This is a genomic window from Alcaligenes sp. MMA (genome assembly GCF_020907215.1).
Lineage (GTDB): Bacteria > Pseudomonadota > Gammaproteobacteria > Burkholderiales > Burkholderiaceae_B > Alcaligenes > Alcaligenes aquatilis.
On the sequence record NZ_JAJJPP010000001.1, the window covers coordinates 19,287 to 34,800 of the forward strand.

The window sequence follows — 15,514 nt, forward strand, 5'->3', positions numbered from 1 at the left end:
GCCTCCACAGATTACCGCTTGCGGGCAGCACATCTCAGGAGACGGCGTGTCAGCCTTCACAAGATTATCGGCCTTGTTGCCTAGCGCACAGGACCGTGTGCATATGCGCGCCGGTTTTATCGACTTTATTCCCGCTTTGATAGCCACTGTGGTCTGGGGTTTTGTGACGGGTGTGGCGATGGTCAAGTCTGGTCTGAGTGGCTTGGAAGCCACCTTGATGACCTTGTTTGTGTATGCAGGATCGGCCCAACTGACAGCCTTGCCGCTGATCGAATCTCACGCCCCCTTGTGGCTGATTTTCACCGCCGGTTTTATCGTCAATATCCGTTTCATTATTTTTGGAGCGGCCTTGCAGCCTTTTTTCCGCCATTTGAGTTGGAAAAAGCGTCTGGGCCTGGGTTACATCACCAGTGACATGGTGTTTGTTCTGTTTATGTCCAAGTATGGTGACTCCAAAGAGCGCGGCTCGCGCGAGCATCTTTGGTATTACCTGGGTATCATCCTGCCCGGTTGGCTGAGCTGGCAGATTGCTTCCTTGTCGGGCATTGTGCTCAGTGCGTATGTACCGCCTTCCTGGTCGCTGGAGTTTGCGGCCATTCTGGCTTTGCTGGCACTGTTGATTCCTCTGGTCAACAACCGTGCGATGTGGGCCTGTCTGATTACGGCCAGTGTGATTGCGTGGGTTGGACAGGCGCTTCCCCTGCGTTTGGGGCTGGTGGCAGCCGTGCTTGGCGGAGTGTTGGCTGGCGTGGCGGCAGAACAACTGCAACGGCATAGGGATGCACGGTGATGAGCGATTGGCAGTATGATTGGTACGTTTTGGGTGCAATTGCCCTGTTGGTGTTGTGCAGCTTGCTCACCCGTTCAGGCTATTTCATGTTTGGTGATTTGCTGCCCCTGACCGAACGTATGCGGCGCGCCTTGCGCTTTGCTCCGGTGGCTGCTCTGGCAGCAATCATTATCCCGGAACTTTTGCCTTGGGCTTACGGCGACACCCCTCGACTGGATATTAAAGCCTTGGCCAGCCTAGTGGCTGTGCTGGTGTTTATTCGTACCCGTAACGCTGTATGGGTAATCGTGGCCGGGATGGTGTCGTTCTGGCTGATACGTGCCGTGATGCCCTGAAATCCTGACGCGAGTACTTAATGCCTGTGGCCGCTGTTGATGCTGGCAGGCATCAGTTAAAATAGGATTGTTACAAATGCTTGCCACTGATGGCAAGCCGACTTTTTGCGTACATGACAGATAAAACTCCTTCGACTCCCAATGACCTTACGTTTGCTGATTTCGGTCTGCACCCTGGAATATTAAATGCCGTCACCGAGGCGGGATATTCCAAGCCTACGCCTATTCAGGCCGAGGCCATTCCCGTGGTGCTGGCTGGCCGTGATGTCATGGGGGCAGCCCAGACTGGTACAGGTAAGACGGCAGCCTTTTCTTTGCCTATCCTGAATCGTCTGATGGCACACGCCACGACCAGCGCTTCTCCCGCTCGTCACCCGGTGCGGGCGTTAGTGCTGACGCCAACACGCGAGTTGGCCGACCAGGTGGCTGAGAGCATTGCGCTCTATAGCAAATCGGTCCCGCTGCGCTCGACGGTGGTATTTGGTGGCGTGGATATCGGACCACAAAAAGAAGCCCTGCGACGCGGCGTGGAGATTGTCATCGCGACCCCGGGCCGTCTGCTCGATCATATTGATCAGCGCACCATCAATTTAAGCCAGGTCAGCATGCTGGTGCTGGACGAAGCAGACCGCATGCTGGACATGGGCTTTTTGCCCGATCTGGACCGTATTGTTTCCATGCTGCCGAAAAGCCGTCAGGGCTTGTTGTTCTCGGCGACGTTCAGCAAGGAAATTCGTAAGCTGGCCCGTAACTTCCTGAATGATCCGGTCGAGATTGAAGTGGCCGCCCGCAACGCGACCGCCTCGAATGTGACCCAGGTGGTATACCCCATGTCAGCAGACGAGAAGCGTCGTGCCGTGGCGCATCTGATCAAGACCAAGAAGTTGACGCAAACCATCGTTTTTTCCAATACCAAGATTGGTGCTGGTCAACTGGCACGCTATCTGGAACGTGAAGGCATCAAGGCGGAATCCATTCATGGCAACAAAAGCCAGCTCGAACGCATGAAGGTGCTGGATGCCTTCAAGAGCGGCACCGTGGATGTATTGGTGGCAACCGACGTGGCCGCTCGTGGTCTGGATGTGGCCGGGATGCCTTGTGTGATCAATGTGGACCTGCCGTATAACGCCGAGGACTACGTCCATCGTATTGGTCGTACCGGGCGTGCTGGTGCCTCGGGGGAGGCGATTGCCTTGATGGCCCCCGATGAAGAGCATCTGTTGCAGGACATTGAAAAATTGATTGGCACCGTTGTGCCACGTCTGAAGCTGGATCTGCCGTCAACGGCTTCGTCGCCCCGTTCCGGCCCCAAGCGCCATGAGCGTCGTTCGTATCAGTCAAACACGCCACCGGTGGATGATTTTTTCTTAAAGCCTTACGAGCCATCGACCGCTGCGGCGCCTAAGCCAGCGGTAACGTCTTCTTCCAACACAACGCGCAAGCGTTCGGTGGGTGTCCTTTTAGGCGGCGGCCGCTACTAAGGCGCGCAAATCTCCAGGCCCGGTATTAAGCACCGGGCTGCGTTCTGAGATGCTGTGCACCAGACGCGTCAGATGTTCGATATGAGGCAGCATGGGACCGTAAAAAACGGTCCCATTTTCGTTTTGGATCAGCAAGGTGGGGAAGTCTTCGATATCTTCCTCGCCCAGCAGTTCGGGCTGCTCTTCAATATCAATCCAGATCAGGCAGGCTTGGGGAAATTGTGTGGCTAAAGCCTCAAAAGCGGGCTGATATTGCTGACAGGTTTTGCACCATTGGGCACAGAAACAGGCAATCAGCAAAGCGTTGGGCGTAGCTTGCAAATGGGCAGCCAGAGCGGGCAGATCGTGTTGGGCGTTGAACAAGGCCATAATTTCATACAGACAAAAAGAAGCGACTGTGTCTATGATACTCGGGTAATCGATTTTGCTTCGCAGGAGCTGTATGTCCCTTTTTTCATCTGCCCCATCTCGATCGGGCCCGGCTGGTGGATGGGCCAGTATTTCAACCGCCTTCAAGCGTTCATTGGTGTCGCAATTTCAGCCACGCATGCTGGTGGCTTTGGTCATGCCTTTTCTGATCATGTTTGTGGGCCTGATTCTGTTGAGTTGGCTGCTTTGGACGCCTCTGCAGAACTGGTTGCTGGAGGTGTTGGGCGGCTGGAATACCTTTGAGTCTGTGGATCAATGGCTGGTGGGCCTGGGCCTGTTCTCGCTGAAAGTGTATTTGGCCCCCTTGCTGGCCTTGGGCATTTTATTGCCGCTGGCAGGGGTGCTGGGCCTGATTATTGCAGCCGTTCTGGTCATGCCTTTGGTTTTGGGGCACTTGCAGCAGAAGGACTATCCCGATGTGATCAAGCAAGGTCATAATGCGACGGCTTATAGTGTCTGGAATGCTGTTTGGGTGGGCACCTTGTTTTTGGTGGGCTGGCTAGTCACCTTGCCCTTATGGATTTTTCCTCCTTTTGCGCTGATTCTTCCCGTGCTGTGGTGGGTCTTTGCCCTGACGCGCATGTTACGGGTGGACTCCTTGGTAGAGCATGCCAATGTGCCAGAGCGTAAATATTTGTGGTCCCGTCTGAATAGTCAGTACTGGCTGATCGGCCTGGTATTTGCCTTGTTGAATCTGATTCCGCCCGCTTGGCTGGTCTTGCCCGTGTTCTCGGCCCTGGTATTTGCTCATTTCTCTTTGGAAAACCTTCGTCGCCTGCGTCAGCAAGAGGCAGCTGCGGCTTCTACTTCACTCATAGACCATGACAACTAAGGATCAAGCCATTATTCGTTTGATTATCATTGGCGACGAAATCCTGTCGGGACGTCGTTACGATAAACATTTTTTAAAATTGATTGAGTTGCTGGGGGCCAGGGGGTTGCAGTTGGGAGGCGCGCAGATCATCCCTGATGATCTGGATACGATTGCCGCTACGTTGGAGCGCAGTTTTGCGACACCGGATATTGTGTTTTGCTGTGGCGGCATTGGCGCGACACCGGATGACCAAACCCGTCAGGCGACGGCCAAAGCCTTGGGTGTAGACCTGACGCTGCACCCCGAGGCAGCGGCCTTGATTACCGAGCGTTGCGCTGAAAACGAACGTAATGGCGTGGGTAGTGCTGATATGTCCTTGCCCGAGAACCAGCAGCGCTTGCAGATGGGCATGTTCCCCGAGGGGGCAGAAATTGTGCCCAATACATACAACAAAATCCCCGGTTTTTTCATTCACAACCATACCTTTATGCCGGGCTTTCCCGTGATGGCCTGGCCCATGATGGAGTGGACGCTGGATACTCGCTATCGACAATTGCATCATCAGGCTCATCGGGTAGAGCATTCTTTCCTGGCCTTTAATTTGCCTGAGTCACGCATTACACCGGCGATGGAACATGTAGAGCTGACTTGGCCTGGGGTAAAAGCATTTAGTTTGCCTAGTGTGGAGGGGACAGATGGGCGGCCTCATATTGATCTGGGCGTAAAAGGCGACCCGGAACCGGCAGCAGAAGCGTTGGACTATTTGCGCAAACAGGTGCTGGATTTGGGGGGAAGCTTGAGCCCTGCGCTAAAATAGCGCTTGCCAAGCGCGCGGCCATTTCATATTATGGAATTTGTTGCGTTGCATCATAATTCTCCTAATAATGACAACAAATTCCTTTACGCCTTCTAACGCATCGCCAAGCAATGGTGGGCAGATGTCGATCCAGGTGCTGGAACGCGCCATGATCCTATTGGACGAACTGGCCAAGCAATCCGAGCCAGTGGCATTGAAGAACCTGGCGGCGGCAACTGGCCTGCACACGTCTACGACTCACCGCATCCTGAATGATCTGGTGGTGGGACGGTACGTTGAGCGTGTGGATAGTGGTTTGTATCGCCTGGGCATGCGTTTGCTGGAGTTGGGCTCCTTGGTGAAAGGCCGCCTCAATGTCCGTGCGGCTTCCTTAGCTCCCATGCGCGAGTTGCACAAGTACACCGGACAAACGGTCAATCTGTCCCTGCAGCAGGGCGATGAAATTGTCTATGTAGAACGTTCCTGGAGTGAGAGCTCCGGCATGCAGGTGGTGCGGGCCATTGGTGGCCATGCGCCTTTGCATTTGACCTCTACCGGCAAGCTGTTTTTGGCCTCCTGGGAGCCGCGTCAGGTTCGGGCTTACGTCATGCGGACCGGTCTGGCTGGTGCGACCCGCAACAGCATCACTCAATTGGAGTTGCTGGAACGTGAGTTGGCGCAAGTTCGCCGCTTGGGTTATGCCCGCGATAACGAGGAGCTAGAAATGGGCGTGCGCTGTATTGCGGCGGGTGTGTACGATGATACCGGCAAGCTTTTGGCGGGCTTGTCTCTGTCTGCGCCTGCTGAGCGTTTGCACGACGACTGGATTCCTGTTCTCTTGAGCACGGCCGCCAGGATCTCTGAAACGCTGGGGTACGACAAACAGCGCTAGGTCTTTGTTTTATCGCTGTTTTTAAGTTATTTATGACAAATAAATGACGGTTTTGTTGCAGCGCAACAAATTTCGTTGACTTTGGTTTGGATAGCGCTTAAAGTTGAATTGTTGCGGTGCAACATAGAAGGTTTGCCTTGCGTAGTTGCGAGTGGGCTGGGCCTTCTACAGACCCTTGTCTAGTAACACTGACATTAATTTCACGTTGGCTTGACCCAGGCCACGTATCTCCAAGGAAAACATCATGAGTGCTATTCCACAAAACGTACTGGAATCCCAACAAGCTACTTTGAACAACCTGTTCGCTGCCCAAGGTCAATTGCTGCAAGGCTTTGAAAAGCTGGTTGGTCTGAACCTGAATCTGCTGCGCAGTTCGCTGGAACAAGCGGCTGGCCAATCCCAGCAAGTCATCAATGCCAAAGACGTGCAAGACGTTGTGGCCCTGTCGCAAAACGTGGCCAAGCCTAATGCTGCTCAGGCTCTGGAATACGGCAAAAGCGTGTACGACATTTTCTCCGACCTGCAACTGAACCTGTCGCGTATCGCTGAGGCTCAACTGGCTCAAGGCCAACAGCACGCTGCTGACGCGATCGACCAACTGGCCAAAAATGCCCCTACCGGCACCGAAAGCGCTGTTGCTTTGTTGAAGTCCTCCTTCGCCACAGCTTCCAATGCTGCTGAGACCGTTGTTAAGGCGGCTCGCCAAGCTGCTGATGCTGCTGAAAGCAACATCCAGGCTGCTACCAACGCCAGCTTGAAAGCGGCTGCTCAAGTGACTGAAGCCAGCAACAAAACGGTTGAAGCGGCTGCCGCTGCTGCAACTGCTGCTACCAGCAAGAAGTAAATCGTTGCTTGCCTGATTTGATCAGGTGTTAAAGGAAAAGCCAGCTCGATGAGCTGGCTTTTTTGCTTCGTGCAGTGCAAGTTGCCAATTTGTTTCTGGCTACGGTTGCCCGCATCAAACGGGCAATAGGCGTTTTACAGAGCGCGAATGCACTCGGAAATCAGTGCGGGGCCTTTGTAAATCAAGCCGGTATATAGCTGCACCGCCTGGGCACCTGCCTGGATTTTTTCCTGAGCCTGACGGCCGGATTCAATACCGCCCACACCAATAATCGGGAAGTCCGGACCCAATTGCTCGCGCAGACGACGAATGACGTTCAAGGACAGCTCGTGCACCGGTGGGCCGGACAAACCGCCTTGCTCTTGGCCATGCTGTAAACCTTGAACGGCCTCACGTGACAAGGTGGTGTTGGTGGCAATAATGCCGTCCAGTCCTTGCGAGGGAACGGTGTCAGCGATGGCATCAATTTGTGATTGATCCAGATCGGGTGCGATTTTCACTACGATAGGCACGTAGCGTTGGTGTTCTTCTGCCAATTCGGTACGCAGCGCCTGCAAGGAGCCCAGTAGGCGGGCCAGCTCGTCTTGAGCTTGCAGTGCACGTAGGTTTTGCGTATTGGGCGAAGAGATATTCACAGTGACGTAATCGGCGTGAGGGTAGACCGCACGCAGGCAGGTCAGATAGTCCTGATCGGCCTGCTCAATAGGCGTGCTCGCGTTCTTGCCAATGTTCAGACCCAGAATGCCACCTTGTGAACGAAACTGGCTTTTACGCACATTCTCGATAAAGGTGTCCAGGCCGTCGTTGTTAAAGCCAAAGCGGTTGATCAGGCTATTGGCTTCAGGCAGACGGAACAGGCGAGGTTTGGGATTGCCGGGCTGTGCTTTCGGAGTAACGGTGCCGACTTCAACAAAACCAAAGCCCAGTGCGCCCAAGGCATCGATATGTGCGCCATTCTTATCCAGACCAGCGGCCAGCCCTACGGGATTGCGTAGCTTCATGCCCATCAGTTCCAGAGGCTTGCTGGGCAGGCTTTTGAGCAAGCTGCCCAAAATAGGGGTTTGGTGGGCGCAATGCAGGGATTTCAGAGTCAGTTCGTGGGCGTGTTCAGCATCCAGACTGAACAGCACCCGGCGAGCCAAGGGATAAAGGCTGAATAGGGCAGACATGGGGATCGATAAAAGAGGACGTTAAGCCAGCCATTCCCAACGACCTTTTATCAGGAGCTGGTAGGGGCGAAAGCGGGTTTTGTAGGTCATTTTACGGCTTTCTTCGATCCAATAGCCTAAATAGAGCCAGGGCAGGGATTGTTGACGGCAATAATCCAGTTGCCAGAGTACGGCGTAGGTGCCCAGACTGCCGGTGTCGTCAGGGTCAAAAAAGGTATAGACAGCGGAGAGCCCGTCTTGCAGCACATCAATGACCGCCACGATTTTCAAGGTGCCGTCGGGCTCGCGAAACTCCAGCAGGCGTGAGGTGACATGGCTGGCCAGCAGAAACTGGGCGTACTGGGACTGGTCGTCTTCGTCCATGCCGGCACCGGGATGGCGGCTGGCCTGGTAGCGGCGATACAGCTCGTAGTGCTCGGCGTTCCAGTGCAGGGGCAGATCTTGCACGATCAGATGGCCATGACGTTTTTTGGCACGGCGCTGGGCACGGTCAGGCTGAAAGTGCAGAGTGTCGCAACGCAAGGGCTGGCAAGCGCGGCATTGGTCGCAATAGGGACGATAGGTAAAGGTGCCGCTGCGTCGGAAGCCTTGTTGGACTAGCTTGGAGTAAACCGCGTCGTTAATCAGGTGCGCAGGAGCGGCAACCAGAGAGCGTGCCTGTTGTTCTGGCAGGTAGCTGCAACGGTAGCTGGCCGTGGAATAGAATTGCAGCGTTTGGGGACTGGTGGGTGCTTTGGGATAATTCATGCGACTCTGCCAAGCGTGATAGAGCCATTATGGGATGCTCGCGCCAGCCTAGCAAGTTGGGGGCTGGCCTAGTTGCAAAGCCCCGTGTGGCCAAACCGGGCTGGGCTGGTTCATGGCCCAGGCCAGGGCACCCATGAAATCCGCTCGGGGAATGGGGCTGGCGCCCAGACTGGCCAGATGCGATGTCTCTTGCTGGCAGTCTATATACGGTATCCCGGCAAATTTCAGAAAATCCACCAGATGGGCCAGGGCTATTTTGCTGGCATCGGTTTGTAAGGCAAACATGGATTCGCCAAAAAAGAAGCGGCCCAGATTCACGCCATACAAACCACCGACCAGCTTGTTATCCACCCAGGTTTCTATGCTGTGGGCGTAGCCGCTGTGATGCAAGTCGGTATAGACCTGCTGAATATCCGGGCTGATCCAGGTACCGGTGGCGCTGCGTTGCGCGGCGCATTGGCCGATGACTTGTTCGAAAGCCAGATCGCAGGTGACACGAAGGCGGGCCTCGTTCTGATCTTGTTGGCGTGCAATCTGGCGCAGCTTCTTGCCCAAGGAGCGGGAAATCTTGAATTTGTCCACTTCCAGCACCATGCGCGGATCAGGCGACCACCACAGTACCGGGTCGCCAGGGCTGTACCAGGGAAACATGCCCTGACTGTAGGCTTCTAGCAGACGTGGAACACTTAAATCCAGACCGGCAGCCACCAGCCCTTCCGGGCTGGCGTGCTCAGGGCTGGGCAGGGCCTGATCGGGAGTGACCCAGACAAGCGACATGATCAGTCGTGGTCGCGGGGGGCGATATCAAATTCGTGAATCTGGAAGCGACCAGCCTTGTGATCCTCCACGTAGCGCTCCAAGGTGGCGCTGACCGTGCGGAACGCCAGATTGTCCCAAGGAATGTCGTCCAGGTGGAAGAAACGAGCTTCCAGAGATTCCGGGCCGGGGTCCAATACGTCGCTGGTGACTTTGGCCAAGTAGTAAATATGCACTTGTTCTGCGTAGGGCACGCTGATGACGGTAAAGAGCGGGCCGGGTTCGACTTGGGCACCGGCTTCCTCACCCATTTCACGCAAGGCGCCTTGCCCCAGGGTCTCACCCAGTTCCATAAAACCGGCGGGCAAGGTCCAGGTGTTGTAGCGTGGTTCGATGGCACGACGGCACAACAAGATCTGATCGTCTTTCCAGGCAGGCACAATCCCGACCACATTACGGGGATTCTGGTAGTGCACCGCGCCGCAGTTTTGGCAGACATCACGCATGCGGTTATCGTCCGGGGGCACCAGTCGTGTCAGTTTGCTGCCGCATTGACTGCAGAAGTTTTGCGTGCGTGGAGCAGGGAAGTAAAAAGAGGCGGGTGGCTGGGTCATGCAGATTCTGTGATGGCGGTTCAAATAGGATCGGGCTCAGGCAAAACAATATACGCCAATTCGTCGGCGGGCGACACGCAGGATGACCAGACTGTCAGGGAACAGCGCCTGGGGTAGGCGGGTAAAGACCAGCCCTCGCTGTAATGAGGGTGCTCCAGATCCAGGCTGTCCAGGCCGTGTTGCTTTGTTCGCAATTGTTCCAGCAGCGCCGGAATATCGCGACTGGCCAATAAGGCCGGGCCGGTAGGGGTACGCAAATACAGCCGACCTTCAGCGCTGACGAACCACGCCTGGACGGCTTTTACGAGGCGTCCGGTGTGGTCTTGCAAATGCGCCAGATCTTCGGCCAGGGACACAATGAGAGGAGCGGCGTCCAGGCGAACATAGACACGCTGGGGGCCATTTTGGATAAACCAACGGCCTTGTTCATCCGTCTGATAATTGCGATTGAAAAATGCCAGCAATCCTGGGTGAGAAATGCGTTCACCCACGTGCTCGGGATGCTGGTTGGCATCGCCAGCCGGATGATGACGCCAATGGCCTGACTGATCCAAAGAAAGATATCCGCTGACAGCGGGTACATTGGGCCATTTTTTCATGGCTTCAATAACAGCAGCATCCATAAACCTCAGCCTTGCGGGGACGAAAACAAAGGGTGGCAACCGTATCGGTGCCACCCTTGATCATGTTGGGTCGACCACAAGGTTGACCTTTGGGCAGACGATCTTGCGCCTTAAACCATATAACTGCGCTGCATGGTTCCGGGAACGGTGTGCGAAAGAGGTTTTTCAATTTTGATTTCCCCTTTGCTATCGCTTTGCATGGCCCGGGATAACAAATTAGACAAGCGTTCACGCACGTCTTGGGGCACATGGCTAAACACACCCGAGAGCCACTCGATGTAATAGGGCAGCAAGTGCTCGCTTAACTCTTTGCCAGCTTCGGTCAGTTTAACAGTGAGTACACGGCGATCCGAGGCATTGTTTTGTCGCACCAGCAATTGCTGCTGCTCCAGCCCGTCTAGCAGGCCGGTAATGGTCGCGCGGGTGACACCGGCTTGTTCAGCCAGCAAGGCGGGACTTAAGCCGGAAGGTTGGCGGCTCAGCAAAAAAAGCAGAACCAGACGGCCTTCGGATAGGCCAAATTCGTTCAAGACGGTGCTGGAGGCGCGATTAATACTGGACGCCAGCGATAGAACGCGTAAACACAGTTCGATATCCTCGGTTTTAGGGTGAGCCTGGCGCTGGGATTCGCTCAGGATAGTTTGATATTTCAGATCGAGTAATTTCATAGTGCTGTGCCGTTGAGTAGTGCGCGGCAAAGAGCAGTAGTTATTTAGAAAGAATCACAAAGCCCAATAAAACCGAGCTTGCTTTCTTTTATTACTGAGCCGCTGCTTTTAAAGTGGAAATTTATCTTATTTTTTAATTCCATTTTCATTGATTTAAACACCTTTTATTGATCAGGAATTTTCATTTAGTAAAATAGTGCTGGTTTTTTTCAGTATTGTCAGTAGTGAGTTTATTGAATGGTCTCACTGTTTGTGTATACTCTTTTGCCTTCTTTTTTTCTCACATAACAAGGTTCTGGGACTCTCAATACCGGCATCTTGGTGATGATTGTTGATCTTGTGTTGTGAGTCTTATAGCGCAACAGCATCAAAATGATGCAAGCACGCAACGTTCGTGTTCAAAACGCCAGATCTTTGTTATGGGCAGGATGAGTGAGCTATATCAGAGGTAGACCGTCAAATTAAGTCGGTTCTCAAGCGCCAAGCAGAAAAACCAGGCGCAGCAACTCAAGAAAAACCGCAAAACGACGTGCAGGCGAGCGCTCGGCGTTTACAATGCTTACAGCGCTTCCCAAGCTCGACGATGCCTTCAAAAAAGGCGGTTGGATCATTCACCCCGCTTGGCGGATAGCAATACAGGCCCGTTTTTTACGGGCCTTTGCTTTCCGCAACTGGATACAAGCATTATCCAAAGCTTATTAGTGGTATTTGCCAGCATGTCCCCGAGCCCCTGCCCAGTTCGCAAGAAATGGCAGGGCTTTGTTCCGTTTGTACTCCGGGATTGAGTATGAGGCGTATCAGAAATGTCTTGCTATCGTTATTAAGGAAACGAAGGAATTATGAGTCAGTTCCGTATCGAACATGATTTGCTGGGAGACCGCCAAGTCCCCGATGAAGTCTATTATGGTGTTCATACCTTGCGTGCCAAGGAGAATTTCCACATTACCGGTACGCCTATTTCAACTTACCCGGAACTGATTAATGCTCTGGCACTGGTCAAGCAGGCTGCTGCTCAGGCCAATTTCAAACTGGGTTTGTTGGAGCAGGACAAGCATGACGCCATTGTGGCTGCATGCCAGGCCGTACAGACAGGCAAGTGTCATGAGCATTTTGTGGTAGACATGATTCAGGGCGGCGCAGGTACCTCGACCAATATGAATGCCAACGAGGTTATTTGTAACCTGGCTTTGGAGCATATGGGGCACAAGCGTGGCGAGTACCAATATCTTCATCCCAATGAAGATGTGAATATGGCCCAAAGCACCAACGACGTCTATCCAACGGCTTTGCACCTGGCGGCCTACCGTTCGCTGGATCCGCTGTTTGCGGCCATGGAACGTTTGCGTGATGCCTTTTTGAAAAAGTCCGAGGAATTCTCCTCGTACATGAAGATTGGCCGCACGCAGTTGCAAGATGCTGTGCCCATGACCCTGGGTCAGGAGTTCAACGCATTTGCCACCATGATTAACGAAGACATCGTGCGCCTGAAAGAATCGCGCAAACTGATGTGTGATGTGAATCTGGGTGGTACGGCAATTGGTACTGGTATTACCGCACACCCTGAATACGCCGAGCTGGCTGTAGCGGCTTTGTCCGATCTGTCCGGTGTTCAGCTGCGAGTGTCTGCCGACCTGATCGAAGCAACTCAGGATTGCGGTGGTTTCTTGCATCTGTCGGGCGTGTTGAAGCGGGCTGCCGTTAAGTTGTCCAAGCTGTCCAACGACTTGCGTTTGCTCTCTAGCGGTCCTCGTGCTGGTATGGGTGAAATTTGTCTGCCTGCCGTGCAAGCGGGTTCGTCCATCATGCCCGGTAAGGTCAACCCTGTGATCCCTGAAGTGGTCAACCAGGTCGCCTTTGAAGTGATTGGTGCCGACTTGACCGTGACCATGGCTGCTGAAGCCGGTCAATTGCAGCTGAACGCGTTTGAGCCTGTGATTATTCACTCCCTGCTGCGCAGCATGAGTTTGTTGAGCAATGCTTGCGACACGTTGACTCAGTTCTGCGTGGTGGGTATCACTGCCAACCGTGAATGCCTGGAAAGCAATATCGAACGTTCTATTTCCCTGGTGACTGCCTTGAACCCGTTTATCGGTTACAAAGCCGCTACCTCGGTTGCCGCCGAAGCCTTCCAGACAGGCACTAATATTCGTGATGTGGTTCTCAAGCGTGGCCTGATGGATGCCGAGACCCTCAATGAAGTGTTGTGTGCCGAATCGCTGATCCAACCTCGTGATCTGCGCGCTGCTGACCCAGCCTGAACCAATCTGAGCCAGGCATGATTTGGCCAACTTTGGCCAACGCCGGTAACAGTTTGGGAAGCCTCCAAGTTGGAGGCTTTTTTCTGCCCGCTCATTTCGCACAAGAAGGATACTGTGACCTTGTCTACATGCAGGAGCAGCAGGGGAATATGGAGTCGGTTTATTGGGCGGTTGCCTTTGGCGCCATTGTGGCCGGTTTTGTGCAGGGCCTGTCAGGTTTTGCCTTTGGTATGGTGGCCATGTCCTGCTGGGCCTGGTTTCTGGAGCCCCAACTGGCGGCGGTGCTGGCAGTGTGTGGTGCCTGGACGGGGCAGATGATTGCCGCCTTTACCCGGCGGCGCACGTCGTACTGGCAGATTCTCTTGCCTTTCTTATTCGGTGGGCTGCTTGGCGTGCCGTTGGGAACGTATCTGCTGCCTTTTCTGGATGCAGCGCTGTTCAAGGCGTTTCTGGGTACCTTGATGGTGATCTGGTGCCCCGTCATGCTGATGTCTAGCCGTCTGGGCCATGTGCGGGTGTGCAGTCGCTTGGCCAATGCTTTGGCGGGTTTGATTGGTGGTGTGATGGGCGGTCTGGGTGGGATGACCGGGGTGATTCCTACTTTATGGACCACCATGACGGGCCTGCCTAAAGACAAGCAGCGTGCCGTTATTCAAAACTTCAATCTGGCTACCTTGTCTGTGACCTTGCTGGCGTATATCGCCTCCGGTTCTATTGTCTCGTCCATGCTGCCCGCGATCGGGTTGGTCATGCTGGCGGTGCTGATTCCCGTATTGGCGGGCGCACGTCTGTATGTGGGGATCAGTCAAAGCACATTTCGCGCCATTGTGTTGAGTCTACTAACTTTGTCCGGGGTAGCGATGTTGCTGTCATCTGTCCCTGTGCTGCTGGCGCGCTAAGGCAGGTGGTTTAGACTTCTAGGGTAATGCTCTATATCGAAAAGGGGCTTGCTCCCCGCATAATAAGTGTCGGCGATGGGAGCGCATTTCGGGTTCCCGCCCACTGGAGCAGAGCCTGTGAGGTTTCTGGGATTTCAATTGTTGTTTGGTGATCATTTGGCACGCAGTGTGCGCGGGATATCCTGCGCTCCGCCCAGCCAGGCTTGAGTCAACGTTTCATGGCGTTCTTGCGCCGTATTTGATTACCTGATTGCAACTGGAGTCTGCTATGACTGACTTGTTTGAAAATCCAATGGGCCTGATGGGCTTTGAGTTCATCGAATTTGCCGCTCCCCAGCCTGGTGTGATGGAACCTGTGTTTGCGATGATGGGCTTCACCAAAGTGGCGGTACACCGTTCCAAGAAAGTGTCCTTGTACCGTCAGGGCGAGATCAACCTGATCCTGAACGAAGAACCCAAGAGCCACGCTGCTTACTTTGCTGCCGAGCACGGTCCTTCGGCCTGCGGCATGGCGTTCCGGGTGCGTGATGCGCAAAAAGCCTATGAGCGTGCACTGGAACTGGGCGCTCAGCCTGTTGATATTCCTACCGGGCCGATGGAGCTGCGCTTGCCTGCGATCAAAGGGATTGGTGGCGCGCCTCTGTACCTGATCGACCGTTTTGGCGAAGGTAACTCTATTTACGATATCGACTTCGTCTACCTGGAAGGCGTGGACCGCCACCCTGTGGGTGCGGGCCTGAAAGAGATCGATCACCTGACCCATAACGTGTACCGCGGCCGCATGGCCTACTGGGCTCAGTTTTATGAGCACCTGTTCAACTTCCGTGAGATTCGCTACTTCGACATCAAGGGTGAATACACTGGCTTGACCTCCAAGGCCATGACGGCCCCCGACGGTAAAATCCGTATTCCTCTCAATGAGGAGTCCGCCAAGGGTTCGGGCCAGATCGAAGAATTCCTGATGCAGTTCAATGGTGAAGGCATCCAGCACGTAGCGTTCCTGACCGATGATCTGATTGCCTCCTGGGACAAGCTCAAGGCCATGGGCATGCGTTTTATGACGGCGCCGCCACAAACCTATTATGAAATGCTGGAAGGTCGCTTGCCTGAGCACGGAGAACCCACTGCAGAACTGCAAAACCGTGGCATTTTGCTCGATGGCACATCAGAGGGTGGTCACCGTCGTCTCTTGCTGCAGATTTTCTCTGAAACGCTGATGGGGCCTGTGTTCTTTGAGTTCATTCAGCGCAAGGGCGATGATGGCTTTGGTGAAGGTAACTTCAAGGCCTTGTTCGAGTCCATTGAGCGCGACCAGTTGCGCCGAGGTGTCTTGCAGGCTGACTAAAAAGGTGTTGTGTCAGTTCTCAAGGTACTGATGCAGATCTGTCCCCACTGTTTG

The 15,514-nt window shown here is 54.2% G+C and carries 17 protein-coding genes; 10 read left to right on the top strand and 7 right to left on the bottom strand.

Going from position 1 to position 15,514, the window contains the following annotated elements; translation table 11 throughout:
* Positions 1–103 precede the first annotated feature (103 nt).
* The 3 genes from LNA76_RS00105 (at position 104) to LNA76_RS00115 (ending at position 2,606) form a co-directional block, all read left to right on the top strand.
* A complete protein-coding gene (locus LNA76_RS00105; protein WP_094198417.1) occupies positions 104–790 on the top strand; it encodes an AzlC family ABC transporter permease in 687 nt (228 codons plus the stop codon).
* Positions 790–1,125 carry an AzlD domain-containing protein gene (locus tag LNA76_RS00110; protein WP_094197522.1) on the top strand — a complete coding sequence of 112 codons (336 nt, stop codon included), beginning with the start codon at positions 790–792 and terminating at the stop codon, positions 1,123–1,125. The genes LNA76_RS00105 and LNA76_RS00110 overlap by 1 nt, the downstream gene beginning before the upstream one ends.
* Before the next feature lie 113 nt (positions 1,126–1,238).
* Positions 1,239–2,606, top strand: coding sequence for a DEAD/DEAH box helicase (locus LNA76_RS00115; RefSeq protein ID WP_094197521.1), 1,368 nt, complete (start codon positions 1,239–1,241; stop codon positions 2,604–2,606).
* On the opposite strand, the gene LNA76_RS00120 is transcribed toward LNA76_RS00115, so the two are convergent.
* Positions 2,586–2,975: a thioredoxin family protein gene (locus LNA76_RS00120; protein ID WP_108727870.1), complete on the bottom strand. Its 390-nt coding sequence runs from the start codon at positions 2,973–2,975 to the stop codon at positions 2,586–2,588. The genes LNA76_RS00115 and LNA76_RS00120 overlap by 21 nt on opposite strands.
* Positions 2,976–3,048: 73 nt before the next feature.
* On the opposite strand from LNA76_RS00120, the gene LNA76_RS00125 reads away from it, so the two are divergent.
* The 4 genes from LNA76_RS00125 to phaP all read left to right on the top strand — a co-directional run bounded on the left by LNA76_RS00125 (position 3,049) and on the right by phaP (position 6,381).
* Complete coding sequence (locus tag LNA76_RS00125) at positions 3,049–3,867, top strand: EI24 domain-containing protein (RefSeq protein WP_108727869.1); 819 nt, start codon at positions 3,049–3,051, stop codon at positions 3,865–3,867.
* Entirely contained in the window at positions 3,857–4,666 is an 810-nt protein-coding gene (locus LNA76_RS00130; RefSeq protein WP_108727868.1) for a competence/damage-inducible protein A, read from the top strand. Before LNA76_RS00125 ends, LNA76_RS00130 begins: the two co-directional genes overlap by 11 nt.
* Positions 4,667–4,787: 121 nt before the next feature.
* Positions 4,788–5,537, top strand: a complete 750-nt coding sequence (locus tag LNA76_RS00135) for an IclR family transcriptional regulator (protein WP_162496905.1) — start codon at positions 4,788–4,790, stop codon at positions 5,535–5,537.
* Positions 5,538–5,781: 244 nt separating this feature from the next.
* Positions 5,782–6,381, top strand: coding sequence for a TIGR01841 family phasin (gene phaP, locus LNA76_RS00140; protein ID WP_094197516.1), 600 nt, complete (start codon positions 5,782–5,784; stop codon positions 6,379–6,381).
* Positions 6,382–6,515: 134 nt separating this feature from the next.
* Here phaP and LNA76_RS00145 read toward each other — a convergent pair whose 3' ends face one another.
* From LNA76_RS00145 to LNA76_RS00170, 6 genes are all read right to left on the bottom strand, one after another.
* Positions 6,516–7,550 (bottom strand): quinone-dependent dihydroorotate dehydrogenase, encoded by a 1,035-nt coding sequence (locus tag LNA76_RS00145; RefSeq protein ID WP_230017570.1) that lies wholly within the window; start codon positions 7,548–7,550, stop codon positions 6,516–6,518.
* A gap of 21 nt (positions 7,551–7,571) precedes the next feature.
* Entirely contained in the window at positions 7,572–8,297 is a 726-nt protein-coding gene (locus tag LNA76_RS00150) for an arginyltransferase (protein ID WP_094197514.1), read from the bottom strand.
* 48 nt (positions 8,298–8,345) lie between these two features.
* Entirely contained in the window at positions 8,346–9,074 is a 729-nt protein-coding gene (aat, locus tag LNA76_RS00155) for a leucyl/phenylalanyl-tRNA--protein transferase (protein WP_230017571.1), read from the bottom strand.
* Positions 9,075–9,076: 2 nt separating this feature from the next.
* Entirely contained in the window at positions 9,077–9,667 is a 591-nt protein-coding gene (locus LNA76_RS00160) for an NUDIX hydrolase (RefSeq protein WP_094197512.1), read from the bottom strand.
* Between the two features lie 20 nt (positions 9,668–9,687).
* A complete protein-coding gene (locus LNA76_RS00165) occupies positions 9,688–10,290 on the bottom strand; it encodes a DUF2946 family protein (RefSeq protein ID WP_108727866.1) in 603 nt (200 codons plus the stop codon).
* 110 nt (positions 10,291–10,400) lie between these two features.
* Entirely contained in the window at positions 10,401–10,958 is a 558-nt protein-coding gene (locus LNA76_RS00170) for a MarR family winged helix-turn-helix transcriptional regulator (protein ID WP_094197510.1), read from the bottom strand.
* An 839-nt stretch (positions 10,959–11,797) separates the two neighbouring features.
* Between LNA76_RS00170 and LNA76_RS00175 the strand changes: the two genes are divergently transcribed.
* From LNA76_RS00175 to hppD, 3 genes are all read left to right on the top strand, one after another.
* Entirely contained in the window at positions 11,798–13,216 is a 1,419-nt protein-coding gene (locus tag LNA76_RS00175) for an aspartate ammonia-lyase (protein ID WP_094197509.1), read from the top strand.
* 149 nt (positions 13,217–13,365) lie between these two features.
* Entirely contained in the window at positions 13,366–14,115 is a 750-nt protein-coding gene (locus LNA76_RS00180) for a sulfite exporter TauE/SafE family protein (protein ID WP_094198416.1), read from the top strand.
* A gap of 268 nt (positions 14,116–14,383) precedes the next feature.
* Positions 14,384–15,460 carry a 4-hydroxyphenylpyruvate dioxygenase gene (hppD, locus tag LNA76_RS00185; RefSeq protein ID WP_094197508.1) on the top strand — a complete coding sequence of 359 codons (1,077 nt, stop codon included), beginning with the start codon at positions 14,384–14,386 and terminating at the stop codon, positions 15,458–15,460.
* Positions 15,461–15,514: the final 54 nt, after the last annotated feature.